The organism is Microbacterium sp. NPDC055988, from assembly GCF_042269505.1.
Lineage (GTDB): Bacteria > Actinomycetota > Actinomycetes > Actinomycetales > Microbacteriaceae > Microbacterium.
In genome coordinates this window covers 2,916,057-2,936,815 of record NZ_JBHJXY010000001.1, presented here as the reverse complement: position 1 = coordinate 2,936,815, position 20,759 = coordinate 2,916,057, and the positions used below count along the sequence as shown (strand labels likewise).

General features: G+C 67.0%; 25 protein-coding genes. 9 read left to right on the top strand and 16 right to left on the bottom strand.

Annotated elements, in window-relative coordinates:
* Positions 1–101: 101 nt before the first annotated feature.
* From ACFC14_RS14035 to ACFC14_RS14015, 5 genes are all read right to left on the bottom strand, one after another.
* The gene (locus ACFC14_RS14035) at positions 102–428 is read right to left on the bottom strand and encodes a DUF2469 family protein (protein ID WP_017204525.1); all 327 of its coding nucleotides are present in this window, start codon (positions 426–428) and stop codon (positions 102–104) included.
* Positions 429–491: 63 nt separating this feature from the next.
* On the bottom strand, positions 492–1,151 hold the full coding sequence (locus tag ACFC14_RS14030; protein ID WP_376105621.1) for a ribonuclease HII: 660 nt from the start codon (positions 1,149–1,151) through the stop codon (positions 492–494).
* Positions 1,148–1,870 carry a signal peptidase I gene (gene lepB / locus ACFC14_RS14025; protein WP_376105619.1) on the bottom strand — a complete coding sequence of 241 codons (723 nt, stop codon included), beginning with the start codon at positions 1,868–1,870 and terminating at the stop codon, positions 1,148–1,150. The genes ACFC14_RS14030 and lepB overlap by 4 nt, the downstream gene beginning before the upstream one ends.
* Positions 1,871–1,988: 118 nt before the next feature.
* The gene (gene rplS, locus ACFC14_RS14020) at positions 1,989–2,336 is read right to left on the bottom strand and encodes a 50S ribosomal protein L19 (RefSeq protein WP_017830722.1); all 348 of its coding nucleotides are present in this window, start codon (positions 2,334–2,336) and stop codon (positions 1,989–1,991) included.
* Positions 2,337–2,505: 169 nt separating this feature from the next.
* Positions 2,506–2,994 carry an MFS transporter permease gene (locus tag ACFC14_RS14015; RefSeq protein ID WP_376105616.1) on the bottom strand — a complete coding sequence of 163 codons (489 nt, stop codon included), beginning with the start codon at positions 2,992–2,994 and terminating at the stop codon, positions 2,506–2,508.
* Between the two features lie 109 nt (positions 2,995–3,103).
* Between ACFC14_RS14015 and map the strand changes: the two genes are divergently transcribed.
* Positions 3,104–3,886, top strand: a complete 783-nt coding sequence (gene map, locus ACFC14_RS14010; protein WP_376105613.1) for a type I methionyl aminopeptidase — start codon at positions 3,104–3,106, stop codon at positions 3,884–3,886.
* 46 nt (positions 3,887–3,932) lie between these two features.
* A complete protein-coding gene (locus tag ACFC14_RS14005) occupies positions 3,933–4,526 on the top strand; it encodes a histidine phosphatase family protein (RefSeq protein ID WP_376105610.1) in 594 nt (197 codons plus the stop codon).
* 36 nt (positions 4,527–4,562) lie between these two features.
* On the opposite strand, the gene trmD is transcribed toward ACFC14_RS14005, so the two are convergent.
* Genes trmD through rpsP form a run of 4 tightly spaced genes read right to left on the bottom strand, consistent with a single transcriptional unit; the run spans position 4,563 to position 6,574 of the window.
* Positions 4,563–5,282: a tRNA (guanosine(37)-N1)-methyltransferase TrmD gene (trmD, locus tag ACFC14_RS14000; RefSeq protein ID WP_376105607.1), complete on the bottom strand. Its 720-nt coding sequence runs from the start codon at positions 5,280–5,282 to the stop codon at positions 4,563–4,565.
* 19 nt (positions 5,283–5,301) lie between these two features.
* Positions 5,302–5,901 carry a ribosome maturation factor RimM gene (rimM, locus tag ACFC14_RS13995; protein WP_376105604.1) on the bottom strand — a complete coding sequence of 200 codons (600 nt, stop codon included), beginning with the start codon at positions 5,899–5,901 and terminating at the stop codon, positions 5,302–5,304.
* A 1-nt stretch (position 5,902) separates the two neighbouring features.
* Positions 5,903–6,133 (bottom strand): RNA-binding protein, encoded by a 231-nt coding sequence (locus ACFC14_RS13990; protein WP_136043826.1) that lies wholly within the window; start codon positions 6,131–6,133, stop codon positions 5,903–5,905.
* 6 nt (positions 6,134–6,139) lie between these two features.
* Entirely contained in the window at positions 6,140–6,574 is a 435-nt protein-coding gene (gene rpsP, locus ACFC14_RS13985; protein ID WP_376105600.1) for a 30S ribosomal protein S16, read from the bottom strand.
* Positions 6,575–6,784: 210 nt separating this feature from the next.
* Here rpsP and ACFC14_RS13980 point away from each other — a divergent pair, with 210 nt between their 5' ends.
* A complete protein-coding gene (locus ACFC14_RS13980) occupies positions 6,785–7,936 on the top strand; it encodes a glutamate--cysteine ligase (protein ID WP_376105597.1) in 1,152 nt (383 codons plus the stop codon).
* 24 nt (positions 7,937–7,960) lie between these two features.
* Here the strand turns inward: ACFC14_RS13980 and ACFC14_RS13975 are convergent, their stop codons facing one another.
* A complete protein-coding gene (locus ACFC14_RS13975; protein WP_376105594.1) occupies positions 7,961–8,932 on the bottom strand; it encodes a sugar-binding transcriptional regulator in 972 nt (323 codons plus the stop codon).
* Between the two features lie 103 nt (positions 8,933–9,035).
* Here ACFC14_RS13975 and ACFC14_RS13970 point away from each other — a divergent pair, with 103 nt between their 5' ends.
* The 3 genes from ACFC14_RS13970 (at position 9,036) to glpK (ending at position 13,147) form a co-directional block, all read left to right on the top strand.
* Positions 9,036–10,745 carry a glycerol-3-phosphate dehydrogenase/oxidase gene (locus ACFC14_RS13970; RefSeq protein WP_376105591.1) on the top strand — a complete coding sequence of 570 codons (1,710 nt, stop codon included), beginning with the start codon at positions 9,036–9,038 and terminating at the stop codon, positions 10,743–10,745.
* A gap of 93 nt (positions 10,746–10,838) precedes the next feature.
* The gene (locus ACFC14_RS13965; RefSeq protein ID WP_136043821.1) at positions 10,839–11,594 is read left to right on the top strand and encodes an MIP/aquaporin family protein; all 756 of its coding nucleotides are present in this window, start codon (positions 10,839–10,841) and stop codon (positions 11,592–11,594) included.
* A gap of 38 nt (positions 11,595–11,632) precedes the next feature.
* Positions 11,633–13,147 carry a glycerol kinase GlpK gene (glpK, locus tag ACFC14_RS13960; protein WP_136043820.1) on the top strand — a complete coding sequence of 505 codons (1,515 nt, stop codon included), beginning with the start codon at positions 11,633–11,635 and terminating at the stop codon, positions 13,145–13,147.
* Between the two features lie 7 nt (positions 13,148–13,154).
* Here the strand turns inward: glpK and ACFC14_RS13955 are convergent, their stop codons facing one another.
* Complete coding sequence (locus tag ACFC14_RS13955; protein ID WP_376105587.1) at positions 13,155–14,081, bottom strand: LysR family transcriptional regulator; 927 nt, start codon at positions 14,079–14,081, stop codon at positions 13,155–13,157.
* 78 nt (positions 14,082–14,159) lie between these two features.
* Between ACFC14_RS13955 and ACFC14_RS13950 the strand changes: the two genes are divergently transcribed.
* Positions 14,160–15,077, top strand: coding sequence for an EamA family transporter (locus ACFC14_RS13950; protein WP_376105584.1), 918 nt, complete (start codon positions 14,160–14,162; stop codon positions 15,075–15,077).
* 6 nt (positions 15,078–15,083) lie between these two features.
* Here the strand turns inward: ACFC14_RS13950 and ffh are convergent, their stop codons facing one another.
* The 4 genes from ffh to ACFC14_RS13930 form a co-directional block, all read right to left on the bottom strand.
* Positions 15,084–16,643 (bottom strand): signal recognition particle protein, encoded by a 1,560-nt coding sequence (gene ffh / locus ACFC14_RS13945; protein ID WP_376105581.1) that lies wholly within the window; start codon positions 16,641–16,643, stop codon positions 15,084–15,086.
* Positions 16,644–16,656: 13 nt separating this feature from the next.
* The gene (locus ACFC14_RS13940) at positions 16,657–17,163 is read right to left on the bottom strand and encodes an RNA polymerase sigma factor (protein WP_376105578.1); all 507 of its coding nucleotides are present in this window, start codon (positions 17,161–17,163) and stop codon (positions 16,657–16,659) included.
* Positions 17,160–17,801 (bottom strand): hypothetical protein, encoded by a 642-nt coding sequence (locus tag ACFC14_RS13935; protein WP_376105575.1) that lies wholly within the window; start codon positions 17,799–17,801, stop codon positions 17,160–17,162. The genes ACFC14_RS13940 and ACFC14_RS13935 overlap by 4 nt, the downstream gene beginning before the upstream one ends.
* Before the next feature lie 65 nt (positions 17,802–17,866).
* On the bottom strand, positions 17,867–18,454 hold the full coding sequence (locus ACFC14_RS13930) for a TetR/AcrR family transcriptional regulator (RefSeq protein ID WP_376105572.1): 588 nt from the start codon (positions 18,452–18,454) through the stop codon (positions 17,867–17,869).
* A 94-nt stretch (positions 18,455–18,548) separates the two neighbouring features.
* On the opposite strand from ACFC14_RS13930, the gene lipB reads away from it, so the two are divergent.
* Positions 18,549–19,202 (top strand): lipoyl(octanoyl) transferase LipB, encoded by a 654-nt coding sequence (gene lipB / locus ACFC14_RS13925; RefSeq protein ID WP_376105570.1) that lies wholly within the window; start codon positions 18,549–18,551, stop codon positions 19,200–19,202.
* Positions 19,199–20,188: a lipoyl synthase gene (gene lipA, locus ACFC14_RS13920; RefSeq protein WP_376105567.1), complete on the top strand. Its 990-nt coding sequence runs from the start codon at positions 19,199–19,201 to the stop codon at positions 20,186–20,188. Before lipB ends, lipA begins: the two co-directional genes overlap by 4 nt.
* Positions 20,189–20,224: 36 nt before the next feature.
* Here the strand turns inward: lipA and ACFC14_RS13915 are convergent, their stop codons facing one another.
* Positions 20,225–20,725 (bottom strand): DUF2004 domain-containing protein, encoded by a 501-nt coding sequence (locus ACFC14_RS13915; protein WP_376105564.1) that lies wholly within the window; start codon positions 20,723–20,725, stop codon positions 20,225–20,227.
* Positions 20,726–20,759 lie beyond the last annotated feature (34 nt).

The following is a 20,759-nucleotide window of genomic DNA, read 5'->3' as shown; positions in this document are numbered from 1 at the left end:
CCTGTGAGGTACGTTCACGCCCTCGCGCTGAACTGGGGACTATTCAGAGACGCCGCATCGTGGTGCAGGAGCAGCACCGTGCCCGACTTCGACGAAGCGGGTCACTCCCCGTCAAGCGACAGTTCCTGCGGGAGTTCGAACTCTCGACGCTGGAGCTCCTCCACGTTCACGTCCTTGAACGTGAGCACGCGCACGGCCTTCACGAAGCGGTCCGCACGGTAGATGTCCCACACCCACACATCGCTCATCGAGATCTCGAAGTAGAAATCGTGCTCGGTATCGCGGCGAACGACGTTGACCTCGTTCGCGAGGTAGAAGCGGCGCTCAGTCTCGACGACGTACTGGAACTGCGACACCACATCCCGGTACTCCCGGAACAGTGCCAGCTCGAGCTCGCGGTCGTAGTCGTCGAAGGCTTCCTCATCCATGATGACTCCATCCTAGAGTCGCGGCGCGCCGGGCGCGGCATCGCCGGTCGGTGCGCGCCCGCATCAGAACAGGGTGGGGGCGTCGGCGATGGCCCAGGATGCACGGTGGAAAGGAGACAGCCCGTTGCTCCGGATGGCATCGCGGTGCTCGGGGCTCGCGTAGCCCTTGTTGCGGTTCCACCGATACGCAGGATGGCTCTCGTGGATTTCGGCCATGTATCCGTCGCGGGCGACCTTCGCGATTACCGAAGCTGCCGACACGGAGGCGCAGTCGCGGTCGGCCTTGATCACCGGTCGCACCCGCAACGGCGACGAATGCACCCGTGAGACGTAGTCATGGTTGCCGTCGAGCAGGATGAGCGCCTCGTCCATCGCCGCTCCCTGGGCAGCGATCGCTGAAACCGCCCGCGATGCGGCGAGTCCGAGGGCTCGCATGATGCCGACCTGGTCGACTTCTTCGGCACTCGCCCACCCGACGGCGGAGGCCTGCACCCAGGCTGCTGCGCGAGCGGCGACTTCGGGTCGACGCTTCTCCGTCACGAGCTTGGAGTCACGCAGCCCCTCAGGCACGCGTCGCCGCGCTCCTGCGGCATCCATCAACGCCGCGCCGACGGCGACCGGTCCGGCAAGCGCTCCTCGGCCGACCTCATCCAGCGCGATGATCACGCCGCACTCCCCCAGGAGCTTGCGTTCCAAGGTCAGCTTCGGAGTGATCACGGTCATTCGGGGTCCGGAACTCCGTTGAAGGTGTCGTGATGCCCGTCGATGGGACCCATCCGATCGAGGGGCCACGTCGTCAGGAACGCTTTCCCGACGATGTTCTCCATCGGGACGAAGCCGCCGCTCGGAAGGTCCTGATGCGCGCGCGCGTCACGCGAGCGGTCGCGGTTGTCACCCAGCAGCCAGACCGAATCCTTCGGCACGACGACGTCGAACGGCTCGTTCGACGCGGCGGTGTCGCCCTCCGGGAGATTCAGGTAACTGAGTTCGTCGATCGGGGCGCCGTTGATCGTGATCTGGCCGAGAGCGTTGCAGCACACGACGTGATCGCCCGGCAACCCGATCACGCGCTTCACGAGGTGGTCCTGCGAGTCCGTCGCCGAGATGCCCACGAAGTTCAGCACCCAGTCGACCGCCTGCACGAGCGGGGGCTGGGCGGGCTTCTGCGGCTGTGGGTCGAGCCAGCCGCCCGGATCCTTGAAGACGACGACATCGCCTCGTTCGTAGTCGGTCCACCGAGGGGTCAGTTCGTCGACGAGAATCCGATCCTTCACGAGAAGCGTGCGCTCCATCGACGCTGACGGAATGTAGAAAGACCTCACGACGAAGCTCTTGACCACGAAGGATACGAGGGCGGCGATCACGATGATCACCAGCACGTCGCGAAGGAAGACCAGGAACCCGCGTCGTCTGGAAGTGCGCGTGGCCGGCGAATCAGTCATCAGGTTCCTTCTCGAGTCATACACCGCTCTGGCGCGACGGTATCAAGGTTCGCACACCGGGGACAGAACACAGCACCCCAGGACATCGTGTCCTGGGGTGCTGTGGAGAACCTGCGACTCAGCGGTCGCGCTTCTCCTTGATCTTCGCCTTCTTGCCACGCAGCTGGCGGAGGTAGTAGAGCTTCGCGCGACGCACGTCACCGCGGGTGACGACCTCGATGTGGTCGATCACCGGGGAGTGCACCGGGAAGGTGCGCTCGACGCCCACCTGGAAGCTGATCTTGCGGACCGTGAAGGTCTCGCGCACGCTGTCGCCCTGGCGGCCGATGACGACGCCCTGGAAGACCTGGATACGAGAGCGGCTGCCCTCGGTGATGTTGACGTGAACCTTGACGGTGTCACCGGGGAAGAAGTCCGGGATGTCCGAACGAAGGGAAGCCGCGTCGACGGCGTCGAGGATCTGCATGATCATCTCTCTCTGCACCCGCCACAGGTCGCATGCATGTTTTCAAAGGAACAAGAATGGAGTGAGCTGTACGAAACGGTGAACGTCCGCGGGCTCCCCTGTGGCAGAGCCGGTCACAGCACAAACACCCATTCTGCCATGGATGCTGCGCCCGGCCAAAACGCTGATGTCAGTCGCGGGTATCGGTCTCCCGCACCACGATGATCTCGTGCGCTCGCGTGGGTGGCGCCGGTTCGTCGACGGTGGGGATGGTGGACCATGCGATGGTCTCGCGAAGTCGGGTCCCGCTCCCCTTCGCCTCGTTCCACAGCTGCCACAGCTGCAACCAGATCAGGGCGATGCCGGCGACGATCGCGCCGGTCAGCAACCACGGGAACGCACCGTCGATGAAGAAGCCGACGGCGATCGTGAGCCCGTTCCAGATCGTGAAGCCGACGACATCCCACCATGACACGGCGCGTTCGATACGAACGGATGGGCGCGAGCGCGTGAGAAGAGTGAGCAGGAGCTGACCGAGGAAGACGGACGGCATCGCGATGAGCAGCACCCAGAGGATGGACCAGCCGCCCTGGAAGACTCCCCAGCCGATCAGCAGCCAGAGCGGCAGGATGAAGGCCGCCGGAAGGAGCCAGCGGAAGAAGGCCTGTCGCAACCACATGCTCAGATCGTACGACGCCAAGCGCCGCCATGGCCCGGTGTTCGCTGAGAGCGGTCGGGCATCCTGCCGCGCAGGATCAGGGAGAATGGAGACGACGAGAGGACACCCGATGATCGAACTGCGCACCCCTGCCGAGATCGACGAGATGCGCGCCGCAGGACGTTTCGTGGCCGAGACGCTGGCGACCCTGCGCGACGAGACGAAGGTCGGGACCAATCTCCTCTCGATCGATCGCCGTGCACACGACATGATCCGCAAGGCCGGGGCAGAGTCCTGCTACATCGACTATCACCCCTCGTTCGGAGCGAGTCCCTTCGGCAAGGTGATCTGCACCTCCGTCAACGATGCCGTGCTGCACGGTCTCCCTCATGACTACACGCTGCGCGACGGTGACCTCGTCACCCTCGACTTCGCGGTATCGGTCGATGGCTGGGTCGCCGACTCGGCGGTGTCGTTCGTCGTCGGCGCGGCGCGTGACGAGGATCTCCGACTCATCGACACCACCGAGCGTGCGCTGACCGCAGCGATCGATTCCGCGACGGTCGGAAACCGCATCGGCGACATCTCCGCAGCTGTCGCTGCCGTCGCGCACGGTGACGGCTACTCGATCAACACCGACTTCGGTGGACACGGGGTCGGACGTACGATGCACGGCGACCCGCACGTCCCGAACGACGGCCGCGCCGGCCGAGGCTTTCCCCTGAGAGCGGGACTGGTGCTCGCACTCGAACCCTGGTTCCTCGCCACGACCGACGAGTTGGTCACGGACCCCGACGGATGGACTCTGCGCAGCGCCGACGGTTCCCGCGGCGCCCACTCGGAGCACACCATCGCGATCACGGACGACGGCCCGATCATCCTGACCGACCGGTCGTTCCTCGGCGTCGACTGACGGCCGCCACGAGCCGAAATGTGACGGCTTATGCCATTCTGAGTCCATGATTCCGCAGGACCGTCACGTGCCGGAGCGTCTCCTCCTCGCTCGGCATGGACAGACGGTCTGGAACGTCGAACACCGGCTGCAGGGACAGCTCGACTCGCCCCTCACCGACGAGGGCATCGCCCAAGCCCATGCGATCGCCGACCGTATCGGTCATGTCGGCGTGCTCACCGTGTGCTCCAGCCCGCTGGGCAGGGCGCTGCGCACCGCCGTCATCATCGCTGACAGGCTCGGAGCCGAGGTGGTGGAGGTGCCGGAACTCGCCGATCTCGACCATGGCGCACTGGCCGGGATGACATGGGACGAGATCGACGCGGCGTATCCCACTACCAGAGAGGAGCGCGCCGCCAATCGCTACGGTTGGGCGTTCCCCGGCGGTGAGAGCTATGCGCAGGCCAGGTCCCGAGCACGAAAGGCCCTGAGCAGCTGCGGGTGGGCGTCCGATGGAACACCGCTGGTCGTGAGCCACGAGATGATCGGGCGGATGCTGCGGGCTGAGCTCCGCGGGCTCGATGCGTCCAACGCACTCGCTCTCCGGCACCCGCACGGAGTGGTGTTCGAGATCGACGGCACCTCGGAGCGGATGCTCTGACGAGAGCCTCAGGTCTCGAACCGGTCCCGACCTCGGTCAGGACCGGGGAGCCTCGTCACCCTGGAGCAGATCAGGGCGACGCATCCTGGTGCGCTCGAACTGCTGCTCGCGGCGCCAAGCGGCAATCGCCCCGTGGTTTCCGCTGAGCAGGATGTCCGGCACCGGACGGTCGCGCCACGAAGCGGGCTTCGTGTACGACGGGTACTCGAGAAGCCCGTCCTCGTGCGATTCCTCGACGAGGCTCTCCGGGTTGCCGACGACGCCGGGGATAAGCCTCCCGATGGCCTCGATCATCGCCATCGTGGCGACCTCTCCCCCGTTGAGGACATAGTCGCCGAGGCTGATGAGACGCACCTCTCCGAGTTCGGCGGCGTACTCGAACACGCGTTCGTCGATGCCCTCGTAGCGCCCGCAGCCGAAGACGAGGTGCTCGCGAGTCGCCAGCGCACGCGCGGTCTTCTGCGTGAAGACCTCGCCGGCGGGCGAAGGGAAGATGATGGTCGGCCGCTCAGCACCGGACGACTCGGAAGGGCGGGCGACATCATCGAGGGCGAGGCCCCAGGGGTCCGGCTTCATGACCATGCCGGCGCCGCCGCCGTACGGGGTGTCATCGACAGTGTTGTGGCGATCCGACGTCCAGGCACGGAGATCATGGACGCGCAGGTCGATGATGCCGGCGGCCTGTGCCTTCCCCAGGAGGGAGAGCGTCAGCCCGTCGAAGTAGGACGGGAAGATGGAGAGGACGTCGATGCGCACGGGGGAACCGTATCAGCGGTCACTCAGGCGCTTCGGCGTCCGAGCCCGACGGCTGCTCGACATCCGCGGCGTCCGGGAGTTCTTCGAAGAGTCCGGGCGGCGGCGTCACGATCACGCGCCCGCCGGAGACGTCGACGGTGGGGACGATAGCGGCCACGAAGGGCACCATCACCTCCTGCTCGCCGGACCTCACGATGAGCAGATCCTGCGCCGGGAAGTGCTCGACGCGGATGACGCGGCCGATGACCGCGTCGTCACGAACGACATCGAGACCGACCAGCTGGTGATCGAACCACGCGTCGTCCTCGACCTCGTCGACATCCTGGTCGATCCAGAGGATCGCCTTGACGAGACTCTCGGCGGCTTCACGGTCATCGACGTCTTCGAAGAAGACGACCGGATTCCCGTTCATCAAGCGGTACTCGCGAACGGTGATGTCCTTGCCATGCCACGGCGATGCCTCGGGCACCTGCACCGTGAAACCGGCACCGGGGGTGAAACGACCCGCCGGATTGTCGGTGTACAGCTCGAGCTTGAGCCCGCCCTTGAGGCCGTGCGCCTTCACGAGGCGCCCGACGCGCAGCTGATTCTTGCCCTGGTTGCGGTCCTTCGACACCACGTCAGTCGTCCGCGACGTCGACGCGGACCCGGCGCCCGTCAGCGAGAGCGCTGACGAGGGTGCGAAGGGCCTTGGCTGTGCGGCCGCCGCGCCCGATCACGCGTCCACGGTCATCGGGGTGCACACGCACCTCGAGGAGGTCGCCTCGCGGCGACGTGGATTCACTGATGCGGACATCTTCCGGGTGATCGACGATCCCCTTGACGATGTGTTCGAGCGCGGCGGCGAGCACGGCGGATTACTCTGCGTCGGCGGCGGGAGCCTCAGCGGCCTCCGCGTCGGCCGCGGCGGGAGCCTCCTCAGCGGGGGCCTCCACCTTCTTCTCGGCCTTGGGCTTCACGACGGACTTCTTGGATGCGTCGATCTCGAAGGGGACCTTCGGCTCGGCGACCTTGAGCGTGGACTTCGCGTCCTTGTCGCCCTTGAACTTGCCCCAGTCGCCGGTGATCTTGAGGATGGCGGCGACCTGCTCGGTCGGCTGCGCGCCGACGGAGAGCCAGTACTGCGCACGCTCGGAGTCGACCTCGATGAACGAGGGCTCCTCGGTGGGGTGGTACTTGCCGATCTCCTCGATCACGCGACCATCGCGCTTGGTCTTCGAGTCGGCGACGACGATGCGGTAGTACGGCGCACGGATCTTGCCCAGGCGCTTGAGACGAATCTTGACAGCCACGATTCTCCTGAATTGTGTGGAAGGAAACGAACTGATCGCCTGGAGAGTGGGGTGCACACCCGGCGGAAGCTCAAATGAGTGTGGACACCTGCCGGATAGAGGGTCGAGCAGGTGGTCCGACCCTCTATTCTGCCAGATCCTCGCGCCCGGCGCGAAACGTGGCGAAACCGCCGTTGTCGTGTCGTCCCGCCCGCATGTCAGACTGTGCGGGTGAAGCTCGAGTTCGCCTCTTCCGCCCGTTCCACCGTCGGCCTCGAATGGGAGATCATGCTCGCGGATCCCGCGAGCGGTGACCTCGTCGGACGCGCCCCGGAACTGCTCGCCGCGCTCGAATCCCAGAGTGAGGATGAGCGCCACACCGTCACCGGCGAGCTGCTGACGAACACGATCGAGGTGACGAGCGGCATCGGCGATTCGGTGGCCCACGCGGTGGATGACATCGCGAACGCCATCACGGCCGTACGCACCGCGACGGATCCGGCGGGCATCGAGCTGCTGTCGGCGGGCAGCCATCCGTTCGCGCAATGGTTCGACCAGGAGATCACGGACAAGTCCCGGTACCACACACTGATCGAGCGCACGCAGTGGTGGGGTCGCAACATGATGATCTGGGGAATCCACGTGCACATCGGCGTGGAGGATCACCGCAAGGTCTTTCCCATCATCAACGCGCTCTCGGCATACCTCCCCCACCTGCAGGCGCTGTCGGCATCGAGTCCTTTCTGGGCGGGAGAGCGCACCGGGTACGCCTCGAACCGCGCCCTGGTGTTCCAGCAGCTTCCGACGGCCGGACTCCCCTGGCCGTTGCGGGACTGGTCCCAGTACGAGTCCTACCTTGACGACATGGTCCGCACCGGCGTGATGGCCGACGCTACAGAGGTTCGCTGGGACATCCGTCCGGCTCCGCGCTGGGGAACCATCGAGGTGCGCGCCTGCGATGGTCTCTCGACGCTGCCGGAGCTGGCGTCGGTCGCGGCGCTCGTGCAGGTGCTCGTCGAGCACTTCTCGCGTCTGCTCGACGAAGGTCGGACCCTCCCCGAGCTCCCCGCCTGGTTCCATCGGGAGAACAAGTGGCGAGCGGCGCGATACGGACTCGACGCACGCGTCATCGTCGATGCCGCCGGAACGCAGCGTCCGGTGCGTGAGCATCTCGCCGAAGTCCTCGATGAGCTGGCGCCCGTCGCGGTGGAGCTCGGCTGTGTCCGGGAGTTCGGCAGCAACGCCCTCACGCTCGAGAACGGGGCAAGCTACGAGCGCCAGCTCGTCATCGCCAACGCGACGGGCGGGGACCTCACCGCCGTCGTGCAGCACCTCATCCGCGAGTTCCGCTCCGGGCCGGAGTCCTCCACAGAGGGCGACTAGCCCGAAGACGTCGGGTGCTGCGGGTCAATCGTCGACAAGACGCCGGGCGAGCCCTTCGTCCAGGACGACGTCGGTGATAAGCCCCGCCGAGAGTGCGGCCCGGAGGCTCACCAGCTTCGGGATGCCCGAGACGACGCAGATCCGTCTCGGGACACGGCGCAGGCGATCGAGTCCGGGCCCGGTCGCGCGGGCGTTTACACGGATGTCTCGCCACGACCCGTCAGAACGGAAGAACACGGTGGCGACGTCGCCGATCGCGTGATCCTCGCGCAGGCTGCGGTAATCGTCGCGTCCGAGATAGCCGCCGACGTACACGCGGCTCGGAACCTCGGCAGCGGGGGAACCGAGGCTGAAGACGGCCACGTCCATCTTCGCCTGCAGGTCGAGCACCCGGCGGGTGCTCCGCTCGCGCCACATCGCCTCACGGGTCGCCGGGTCGTCGAAGAACGCGGGCACGGGGAACTGCTGCACCTGCGCGCCGAAGGCGCTGCCGAACCGCTGCAGGATGTCGCTCGAGTACTCCACACCGGTGGTCTGGGTGTTGCCCGCCCCGTTGAGCTGCACGAACGTCGTGTTGTGCGTCTCCTTCTGCGTGAGGCCACGGCTGACGGCGCTGATCGTCGATCCCCACGCCACACCGATGATCATGTTGGAGTCGACGAACTGCGACAGCAGACGGCCGGCTGTGAGCGCGACGCGCTCGAGACGTTCCACCTCGCTGAGGATCTCGGGCATCGGCACGACGTGTGCCGCGACCCGGTGCCGATCCCGGATGCGCTGCTCGAGCATGCCCAGCCGCTCCAGCGGCGAGTTGATGCGGATATCGACCAGACCGCTCTCCCGCGCGAAGCTCAAGAGACGGGAGACCGAGGATCGGGATGTGCCGAGCTCCTGCGCGATCACCTCCATCGTCTTGTCCTGCATGTAGTAGAGCTGCGCGGCTGTGAGCGCCGCGATCAGCTTGCTGTCGCGGGTTTCCGCGCTCTGACCGACCATCGTGACCTCCTCGACCTCGATCCTTGCACATATGTGCAGTGAGCTTGCGCGGGATGCCACACAGGTCGATGCTGGTTGGCAAGTAAGGAAGAGAGGGTCGACGATGATCGATTCCACACACTCGTCAGCGGAGCGCGCAGAGGTTCGCGCCGTCCGCGAATCCGGACGCACCGGCGTGCTCGTCATCGGTGGCGGGATCAACGGCATCTCCACGTTCCGCGACCTGGCCCTGCAGGGGGTCGACGTCGTGCTCGTCGAGCGCGGCGACTTCGCCTCTGGAGCATCCGCCGCATCGAGCCACATGATCCACGGCGGTATCCGCTATCTCGAGAACGGCGAGTTCCGACTCGTGCGGGAGTCCGTCGAGGAGCGCAACGGACTGCTCAAGATCGCCCCTCACTACGTGAAGCCGTTGCAGACGACCATCCCGATCTACTCCACCTTCTCCGGCATCCTCTCCGCTCCCCTGCGATTCCTGACGCACAAGAGCGGCAAACCGCAGGAGCGCGGCGCGTTCCTCATCAAGGTCGGCCTGACGATCTACGACACGTTCTCGCGCGACGGCGGCATGGTTCCCCGACACCGCTTCCTCGGTCGGAAGAAGTCGCTCGCAGAGCTGCCCTCGCTCGACCCGCACATCAAGTACACCGCGACCTACTACGACGCCTCGATGCACGACCCGGAGCGCCTCGCGCTGGACGTGCTCCAGGACGGTCGCGCCGCTCACCCCGAAGCGCATGCGCTCAACTACGTCGAAGCGATCGCACGCGACGGTGACGAGGTCGTCCTCCGCGATCGGGAGAGCGGCACCGAATTCCGCGTTCACGCGGATGTGGTCGTGAACGCCTCCGGTCCCTGGACGGATCTCACGAACGACACGCTCGGCGAGGACACCCGCTTCATGGGCGGCACCAAGGGCTCGCACATCGTGCTCGACCACCCCGAGCTGCTCGAGGCGACGCAGGGCAGGGAGATCTTCTTCGAGCACTCCGACGGCCGCATCGTCCTCATCTATCCGCTCAAGGGACGAGTCCTCGTCGGCACGACCGACATCGACGCCGACCCGCGCGAGGTCCCGGTGTGCACCGAGGAGGAGGTCGACTACTTCTTCGACCTGATCCACCACGTGTTCCCGACGATTCCCGTCACCCGCGATCAGATCGTCTACAAGTTTTCCGGAATCCGCCCCCTGCCGCGCCACGAGGACACCGCCCCCGGGTTCGTGTCCCGCGATTACCGCATCGAGGTCGACGAGAAGGGTGCCGTCCCCTTGGTCAGCCTCGTCGGGGGCAAATGGACGACGTTCCGCGCGCTCGGCGAATCGCTCTCCGACGTCGTGCTCGGCCTCATCGGTCGCACCAGGACCGTCTCGACCACCGGGCGAGCGATCGGCGGCGGCCGTGAGTTCCCGCGCACCGAGAAGGCACGCCGGATCTGGATCCAGGAGAACCTCCCGGGTGCCGGAGCACGGGCCGATCAGCTGCTGGCTCGATACGGAACGCGCGCCGCAGATGTGTGGGCGTACGTCGAGCAGGGACCGGACGCGTCCCTCGCCGGCGGCGACCTCTCCACACGCGAGCTCGAGTGGATGGTGCAGAACGAGATGGTGGCGCGCCTCGAGGACATCGTGCTCCGCCGCACCAGCATCGCCTTCACCGGCAACGCGGACGCCGAGGTGCTCGATGAGATCGCCGACGCGCTCGCACCGATGCTCGGCTGGGATCGCGCGCGCCACGACGCCGAACTCGACCAGACCCGCCAGTTGCTGAACGAACGACACGGACTCGATATCCGCTCCCGCACCCGCGGCTGACAGGACTTCGAACTGCCGCCCTCCTCGCGGTGCAATCCCTCATAACGTGTCGGGGCAGAGGGGCCTCGACACACAAGAAAGGTCAAAGAAGACATGGCTGATGTGAATCTCGGTCTCTATTTCCTCTCGGAGTTGGTCGGCACGGCGATGCTGATCATCCTCGGATGTGGTGTCGTCGCCAACGTGGCTCTTGCGAAGACCAAGGGCTTCGGCGGCGGCTTCCTGATGGTCAACTGGGGATGGGGCCTCGCGGTCTTCGCCGGTGTGCTCGTCTCCGCGTACTCCGGTGCGATCCTCAACCCCGCCGTCGGCATCGGCCTCCTGGTGGCCGGCAAGATCAGCTTCGTGATGTTCCTCACCGCGACGGCTGCCGAACTCGTCGGTGCGATCCTCGGTGCGATCATCGTCTGGCTCGCCTACAAGCAGCACTTCGACGAGGAGCCGGACGCCGCCAACAAGCTCGGCGTCTTCTCCACCGGCCCCGCCATCCGCTCCTACGGGTGGAACCTGGTGACCGAGATCGTCGGCACCTTCGTGCTGGTCTTCGGCATCTTCGCGTTCGCGGACTACGGCGACATCGAGATCGGTGTTCCCGGCGGCCTCGGCCCGCTCACCGCGCTCCCGGTGGCCCTGCTCGTCGTCGGCATCGGCGCCTCGCTCGGTGGGCCGACCGGCTACGCCATCAACCCCGCCCGTGACCTCGGTCCGCGCATCGCGCACGCGATCCTGCCGATCAAGGGCAAGGGCACCAGCGATTGGTCCTACTCGTGGGTGCCGGTCGTCGGTCCCCTCATCGGTGGTGTGATCGCCGCCCTCGCCGCACCCGTGCTGCTTGGCCTCGCCGCCTGACGCACATCCCATCGCACTGAATTCAAAGGAGAGCACAAGTGGCTGACTACATCATCGCCATCGACCAGGGAACGACGTCGAGCCGAGCGATCATCTTCGACAAGAAGGGCAGCATCGTCGCGACCGGCCAGAAGGAGCACGAACAGATCCTTCCGAAGGCCGGTTGGGTCGAGCACGACGCTGCGGAGATCTGGCGCAACGTGCAGGAAGTCATCGGTCTGGCCCTCGGTCGCGCCGATCTGACCCGCCACGACATCGCCGCCGTCGGCATCACGAACCAGCGCGAGACGGCTGTCGTGTGGGACAAGAAGACCGGAAAGCCGGCGTACAACGCGATCGTCTGGCAGGACACCCGCACGCAGGACATCGTCGACCGCCTGGCGGCCGACGGTGGCGTCGAGCGGTTCAAGCCGGTCGTCGGCCTGCCGCTGGCGACGTACTTCTCCGGCACCAAGATCGCGTGGATCCTCGAGAACGTCGAAGGTGCGCGCGAGAAAGCGGAGGCGGGCGACCTGATCTTCGGCACCACTGACAGCTGGGTGCTCTGGAACCTCACCGGTGGCGTCGACGGCGGAGTGCACGTCACGGACGTCACCAACGCCTCGCGCACCATGTTCATGGACCTCGAGACGCTCGAGTGGCGCGACGACATCCTCGAGGCGTTCGGCGTGCCGCGCTCGATGATGCCGGAGATCCGCTCCTCCTCCGAGGTGTACGGCACCGCCGAGAGCTCGTCGCTGCTGCGTGAGACGCCGATCGCCGGCATCCTGGGTGACCAGCAGGCGGCGACGTTCGGACAGGCCGCGTTCCAGACCGGCGAGAGCAAGAACACCTACGGCACGGGCTGCTTCCTGATCTTCAACACGGGCGAGGAGATCGTCCACTCGAAGAACGGGCTGCTGACCACCGTCGGATACAAGCTCGGCGACCAGCCCACGCACTACGCGCTGGAGGGATCGATCGCCGTCACCGGATCGCTCATCCAGTGGTTGCGTGACCAGCTCGGCATCATCTCCTCGGCTCCCGAGGTGGAGAAGCTGGCCGAGCAGGTCGACGACAACGGCGGCGTGTACATCGTCCCGGCGTTCTCCGGTCTGTTCGCGCCGTACTGGCGTTCGGACGCCCGTGGCGCGATCGTCGGCCTCACCCGTTACGCGAACAAGAACCACATCGCGCGTGCAGCCCTGGAGGCCGTCGCCTTCCAGACCCGTGACGTGCTCGATGCGGTCAACGCCGACGCCGGAGTGGACCTCACCGAGCTCAAGGTCGATGGCGGCATGGTCGCGAACGACGCGCTCATGCAGTTCCAGGCCGACGTCCTCGGGGTTCCGGTCGTACGTCCGGTCGTCGCGGAGACCACGGCGCTCGGTGCAGCCTACGCGGCCGGCCTCGCTGTCGGATTCTGGAACGGTCTGGACGACCTGTCCGCGAACTGGCAGGAGGACAAGCGCTGGGAGCCGTCCATGGACGGCGATGAGCGCGACCGCCAGCTGCGCCTCTGGCGCAAGGCCGTCACCAAGTCGATGGACTGGGTCGACGACGACGTCAAGTGATCTGACGTCAGTCGGAAGCGGGTCCGGAGTTCTTCTCCGGGCCCGCTTTCGCGTTCGCGGCAACGAAGTGGTCGATGACGACGAGGAAGGCTCTCGCCACATTCCGCGGTGCTGCGCCGTCCCATGCCAGGTACTCGACTCGTACGGGGCCGTTACGTACCTCCGCGGTCGCCACATCCGCCGCTGATCGTGCGATCGTCCCCGGGGCGAGCAGTGTCACCGCCAGACCGGCGGCGACCAGGCCGAGGAGAAGGGTGGCGGAGTCGGCCTCGAAGGCGACATCCCGCGTCAGTCCAGCGGCGGCGAAGGCGGCATCACTCTGCGCGCGCCCCGATGTGCCTGCCGGGAAATCGGCGAACGTCGCACCGGCGAGATCGTGGAGAGCCACGACGTCCTTGTCGGACCGCTCGTCTCCACGCGGGAACGCCGCCACCAGTCGGTCCCGCGAGAGGACGCGCGAAGCCACGCCGCTCGGCTCCGCCCCTTCACGCAGGCCGAGCAGAGCGACATCGAGCTCTCCGTTACGGAGGAGCGCCATCAGCACGTCACTGTTCCCCACCTGCAGCTCCACTCGCGCGAGCGGGTGCGCGGCACGGTACGCGACCAGCACCTCCGGGATGTCGACGGCGGTGACGGTCGGGATGACGCCGATCCGGAGCGTGCCGGTCACCACGCCCCCGGCCGCAGCCGCTCCCTCTCGCGCCTGTTCGGCCGCCTGGAGCGCTGTCCGTGCGTGCCCGAGGAAGGCCTCCCCTGCCTCGCTCAACCGGACGCTGCGACTCGATCTCACGAACAGCCGCTGACCCAGCTCACGTTCGAGGGCGGCGATCTGGTGGCTCAACGCCGACTGCGTGACGAAGCAGCGTTCGGCCGCGCGAGTGAAGCTGGACGTCGCGGCCACCTCGACGACGTACCGGAGCTGTTGGAGTTCCATTCATCAATGATCTCACTTCATGAATACGGTGAACCGGATGCGTTGGACTCATGCGGGTGTACGGCGCACGCTGGAGACATGAATCGCCTGATGCTCGTGCTGCTCACCGCACTCGCCCCCATCGCGTGGGGAACGACGTACCTCGTCACCACCGAGCTGCTTCCGCCGGGGCACCCGCTCTTCGCCGGACTGCTCCGCGCCCTCCCGGCCGGCCTGTTGGCCGTGCTCATCAGCCGCCGCCTGCCGCACGGCTCATGGTGGTGGAAGTCCTTCGTGCTCGGGGCGCTCAACATCGGCGCGCTCTTCCCCCTCCTCTTCCTCGCGGCCGAGCGGCTTCCCGGCGGAGTCGCGGCGGCGGTCGCGGGGGCTCAGCCCCTCATCGTGCTGGCGCTCGGCGCCCTCGTCCTGCAGGAGAAGATCAGACCCCTCACCGCAGCGGCCGCCGTCATCGGAGCGGGCGGGGTGGCACTCGTCGTCCTGGGGCCGGCCGCAGAGCTCGACTTCTGGGGCGTGCTTGCCGCGATCGGCGGCGTCACTGCCACCGGGGCGGGCATGATCCTCACCAAGCGCTGGGGACGACCTGACGGAGTCGGTCCGGTCGCGTACGCCGGATGGCAGTTGTCAGCCGGAGGTCTGCTGCTCCTCCCGCTCACGCTCGCTGTAGAAGGCGTGCCCGCCGAGATCGATGGTGGCGCCGCGCTCGGCTATCTGTGGCTCGGCACCGCCGGCGGGATCGTCGCCTACACGCTGTGGTTCCGCGGTGTCCAACGGCTCCCCGTGATCGCACCGGGCCTGCTCGCGCTGCTCTCCCCCATCGTCGCGACCACCCTGGGTGTGCTGGTGGCGGGCGAGCGCTTCACCGGACTCCAGGCGATCGGCCTCGCGCTGACGATCGGCGCGCTCGTCCTCGGACAGATCGTCGCCCGGCCGTCGGCCGCAGACGCCAGGAGATCCCGGAGGACCTCGTCCGCAGCCGCCCTGGCCGCTCCGCGCTGACCGCGGTCAGCTCTTTCCGAACAGCTTCTGGATCTCGGCGAGGTCGGCCTCGCTCGGCGCCTGACCCGCGCCGCCACCGAGGCCGAAACCGGAGCCGGTCGGCGTCGAGGTCGCGGCGATTCCGGCGTTCTCTGCCGCACGCTTGGCCGGGTTCCCCGAGCGGGATCCCTTCGACGACTTGCCCTTCTTGCCACGCTTCGAGGAGGCTCCGGGGCGACCCATCCCCGGAACCGCACCCATGCCGGGAATGTTCGGGGTGCCACCGCGTGCCACGGTCTTCATCATCTTCGCAGCCTGCTCGAAGCGCTGAACCAGCTGGTTCACGTCCGTGACGGTCATGCCGGAACCGCGCGCGATGCGCAGACGACGCGAGCCGTTGAGCACCTTGGGGTTGCGACGCTCCCCCGGGGTCATCGAACGGATGATGGCCTCGGTGCGGTCGATCTCACGCTCGTCGAAGTCCTCGAGCTGCTGCTTCATCTGCCCCATGCCCGGGAGCATCCCGAGCATCTTCTTCATGGAGCCCATCTTCTTCATCTGCTGAAGCTGGTCGAGGAAGTCCTCGAGAGTGAAGGCCTCGGTGGCGAGCTTCTCGGCCATCTTCATGGCCTCTTCCTCATCGAAGGCCTGCTGGGCCTGCTCGATGAGGGTCAGGATGTCGCCGAGGTCGAGGATGCGGCTCGCCATGCGGTCGGGGTGGAAGGGTTCGAGGTCTTCGAGACGCTCGCCCGTCGAAGCGAAGATGATCGGGCGCCCGGTGACCGAAGCCACCGACAGCGCGGCACCACCGCGGGCGTCGCCGTCGAGCTTCGAGAGCACGACACCGGTGAAGTCGACGCCCTCCTGGAAGGCCTTCGCCGTGTTCACGGCATCCTGACCGATCATGGCGTCGATGACGAACAGGACCTCATCGGGTTCGACGGCCTTGCGGATGTCGGCGGCCTGCTTCATGAGCTCGGCATCGACGCCGAGACGACCTGCCGTGTCGATGATCACGACGTCGTGCTGCTGACGGCGCGCGTACTCGACGCCCTCGCGCGAGACCTTCACGGGATCGCCGACGCCGTTGCCGGGCTCGGGCGCGTAGACCGCGGCACCTGCCTGCTCGGCCACCACCTGCAGCTGGTTGACGGCGTTCGGGCGCTGGAGGTCGGCGGCGACCAGGAGGGGCGTGTGCCCTTCGCCCTCGAGCTGCTTCGCGAGCTTGCCCGCGAAGGTCGTCTTGCCGGAGCCCTGCAGACCCGCGAGCATGATGACGGTCGGTGCGGTCTTCGCGAACTGCAGACGCCGCTGTTCGCCTCCGAGGATCTGCACCAGTTCCTCGTTGACGATCTGGACGACCTGCTGGGCCGGGTTCAGCGCCTTGTTGACCTCGTCGCCGAGGGCGCGTTCGCGCACCTTCGCGGTGAACTCCTTGACGACGACGAGCGCGACGTCGGCGTCGAGCAGAGCGCGACGGATCTCGCGCACGGTGCCGTCGACGTCGGCAGCAGTGAGCTTTCCCTTCGTGCGCAGGTTGCGGAAGGTCTCGGTGAGTCGATCGGAGAGCGTGCCAAAGGTAGCCATGGTGCTGTCGATTCTACGCGAGCGGAGCCTCCACACTCAGCGCGGCACGGAGTTCTACCTTCGCCCTCTGGTAGCGCCCTCGCGCCGTGGAGGCAGGAATACCCATCAACTCCGCCGCATCCGTCAGCGAGAAGCCGTCCCAGTGCACCAGACGGACGAGTTCGGACAGGTCGGAGTCCAGCCGAGCGATGGCGTCGCGCACCTCACTGCCTGTGTCGGCCGGTGCCGCTGACAGCTCCTCCGCGGCGTGGGAGCGGATGCGGTCGACCAGTGCCCAGCGCCGCCGCTCCCCCCTCGCATGGTTGAGCAGCGTTCCCCGCGCGACGCCGAAGAGCCACATGCGTGCGCGCTCCGGGTCGGTCGGAAGCTGCCGAACCCGTCGCCACGCGACGACCATCGTCTCTCCCAGGAGGTCTGCACCGTCGTCAGGGCCGACGCGACGCGACAGGTAGGCGAGCACGTCGGAAGCACTCGCCTCGAAGACCGAGATGAGCGCCGCGTCCTCCGGGTGCCGGCTCACGGAGTGCCACCCTCGCCACCCCAGTCCTCACCCTCGCAATGCAGCTGACTGTGCGAGTCCGAGCCTTCCAGGTCACCGCGTCCGGTGTCGAAGCCGTTCGCCTTCAGCTCCTCGTAGAGCGCCATGGAGAGGCCCTGATCGTGCGCCCGCCACGCATTCAGGTCGGCAGCCCGCGGATCCGAGATCGCTTCCTCCGAGCCGGCCATGTCAGCCGCGACGGCGGTGAGGTACTCCGCCACGTACGGTGCTGCAGCCGCCTCGACGTCTGTGTTCGCGAACCACTCATCGATGATCCGATCGACCTGGGACTGCGTGAGCGGGTCGTGCGTGTCCCAGCCGCTGTAACGGATCTCACACTCTCCCCAGGTGGGTGATGTGTAGGAGTAGCTGCGATCGGGGTTCTCCAGCCCCGCATTCCAGAGCCAATCCGACGACGCGGTCGCGATACCGGCACCGCCGGCGAGGAGGAGCCCCAGCGCTCCGCTCAGCACCGCGGTGCGACGCTTCTTCCGTGGCGGACGCACGACGGTCTTCGCTTCGGCGAGCATCGCGCGCAGGTCTGCCGATTCGATCGTCGCGTGCAGCGCCGGGGCCGGGGCGGACGACGCCAGCAGTTCGTCCAGATGGTCTCTACTCATGAGGTCCTCCTCAGGGGTGGGTTCACTCATGACCTGTCCGGTTCGCGACGTTTCGTCCGCGCGCGTCACTCTCGCCAGGGAAGGTCGTTGATCACGTGGAGCGCGTCGTGCAACACCGCCTCCGGCGTTCCTCGCCCCGCACCCTGCTCGGCCCAGACACGCAGAGCCGACAACACCGCTGCGGCATAGGCCGCGCCGAGGATGTCGGCACGGATGACGTCGATCCCCGCAGTCCGCGCCGCGGCGGCCACGGCATCGGACAGTCTCGCCAGGCGGAGCCCCGTGTCCCGGACGAGCTCATCCTGCAATCCCATCGCCGTGGCGTTGCGGAGCGCGAGGGCGAGCGGGTCCGGCTCGAAGCCGTGCACGACGAGCAGCAGGATCCGGCGCACCGTGTCGCCGGATGCCCCACCCCCCAGCGCGCCGAGCGACCGGATCGCCTCGCCGATGCGCTCGTCCACGCCGGACCAGAGCACGTCGCTCTTCGATGTGAAGTAGTTGAAGAAGCTCGACCGGCTCACCCCGGCGCGCTGGGTGATGTCCGCCACCGAGGTCGCCTCGTACCCGCGCTCCAGGAAGAGCTCGCACGCCGCCTCAGCGAGCGTCTCTCGCGACGACGCCTTCGGGCGCCCCGCCCTGCCGGTGGAACTCATGCCCTCACGCTACCGCGACGCGGCCCGAAGGCCGCTTGGCGACCAGCCAAGGAGTATTGTTGGCCTCAGTCCATTTATAGAGAAGGAGAGCGTGATGCTCGACATCCTCACTCCGGGGTTCGCCCCGACACCCGTGCCGTACGTCGAAGGGTGGGAGCTGCAGAGACGCGTCCATGCGGACGTCGTCGCCGGCATCCGTCCGGACACGCTGATCCTCCTCGAACACGAGGCCGTCTACACCGCCGGCAAGCGGACCGAGCCTCAGGAGCGGCCGCAGGACGGCACCCCCGTGATCGACGTGGACCGCGGGGGCAAGATCACCTGGCACGGCCCCGGCCAGCTGGTGGGATACCCCATCGTCCGACTCGTCGAGCCCATCGACGTCGTCGCGCATGTGCGCCGGCTCGAGCGGGTTCTGATCGATGTGCTGCGACCGCTCGGCGTCGAGGGCTACCAGGTCGACGGCCGGAGCGGCGTATGGGTGCGCCGCCCGCTGTCGGAGGACAAGGTCGCGGCGATCGGCGTGCGCGTCCAGCAGGGCGTGACGATGCACGGCTTCGCGATCAACTGCGACAACTCCCTCGCCGGATTCCGCGGCATCATCCCGTGCGGCATCACCGACGCCGGGGTCACGACGGTGAGCGAGGTGACGGGATCGAACGTCTCCCCGGTCGACATCGTCGAGGGCGTGCGGGACGCGTTCATCCTCGAATATGCGGGAACGACACTGGCGGGAGCACGCGCATGACCGCCGCCCCCGAGGGCCGCAAGCTCCTCCGTCTCGAGATCCGGAATGCCGAGACGCCGATCGAACGCAAGCCGGAGTGGATCAAGACCAAGGCGAAGATGGGCCCGGAGTACACGGCACTCCACTCCCTCGTGAAAAGCGAGGACCTGCACACGGTCTGCCAGGAGGCCGGCTGTCCGAACATCTACGAGTGCTGGGAGGATCGCGAGGCGACGTTCCTCATCGGCGGCTCGCAGTGCACCCGTCGGTGCGACTTCTGCCAGATCGACACGGGCAAGCCCGACGCCTACGACACCGACGAGCCTCGCCGCGTCGCCGAGAGCGTGGCCCGGATGAACCTGCGCTACGCCACTGTGACGAGCGTCGCCCGCGACGACCTGCCCGACACCGGCGCCTGGCTCAATGCGGAGACCGTGCGGAAGATCCACGAACTCAACCCGAACACCGGAGTCGAGCTGCTGGCGAACGAGCACAACGCCGACCCCGCCTTCCTCGGCCAGATCTTCGACGCCCGCCCCGAGGTGTTCGCCCACAACGTGGAGACGGTGCCCCGCATCTTCAAGCGGATCCGTCCCGCGTTCCGCTACGAGCGCTCGCTGAACGTCCTCACCCAGGCACGCGACGCCGGACTGATCACGAAGTCGAACCTGATCCTCGGTATGGGCGAAGAGCCGGAAGAGGTGGTCCAGGCCCTGAACGATCTGCACGAAGCCGGGTGCGACATCATCACGATCACGCAGTACCTCCGACCCACCCCGCGCCACCTTCCGGTCGCTCGATGGGTGAAGCCGGCGGAATTCGTCGAGTTCAAGGAGGAGGCGGAGCGAATCGGCTTCCTCGGCGTGCTGGCAGGTCCCCTGGTGCGGTCGTCGTACCGCGCGGGACGCTTGTGGGCGCAGTCGATGGTGTCCAAGGGACGAGATATCCCCGAGCACCTGTCGCACATCGCGGAGAGCGCTGACCTCGGGTTCGCGCAGGCTGTCTGATCGACCGCCGTCCCGGGTGCACCCCGGGGCGGTGGCTCAGTCGGCGCTCATCACCGACTGCACCGTGCCGTCCGAGCCGAGGTTCACGAGCAGGACGTCGTCGGATGAGCTGTCGTCCAGGGCGTATTCGAGGACTGCGAACGGCTCCGAGCCGCCGTGCTCGTCGGCGAGGATCGTCATGCTCATCAGTCGCAGCGAGCGGATGATGTCCACGGCAGCATCCCCCGACACATCGACGAGGACCTCGGAGAGATCATCGCCGTATGCCTCCTGCTGCTGGAGGATGTACTCGGTCACCTCGCTGGTGCGGTCATCGACCTCGGCGAGCATGCCGCGACGTGCGGTGTCGTCGACGTTCTCCAGTCCGGCGATCAGACCCGCGGCGATGTCCAGTGCGTCCGACGACACGTCGTCCTGGTCCGGAGCGGTCAGATCGACGGTGACGCTCTGGTCTCCGAGCTCGACGGTCTCCGACCAGAAGATCGAGCCGTCGGGGCCCGAGGACAGGAGTCCGAAGTAGTCGTGTTCGATCGCCATAACGCTATGAAACCAGCCTCGTGCTCACTGCGGT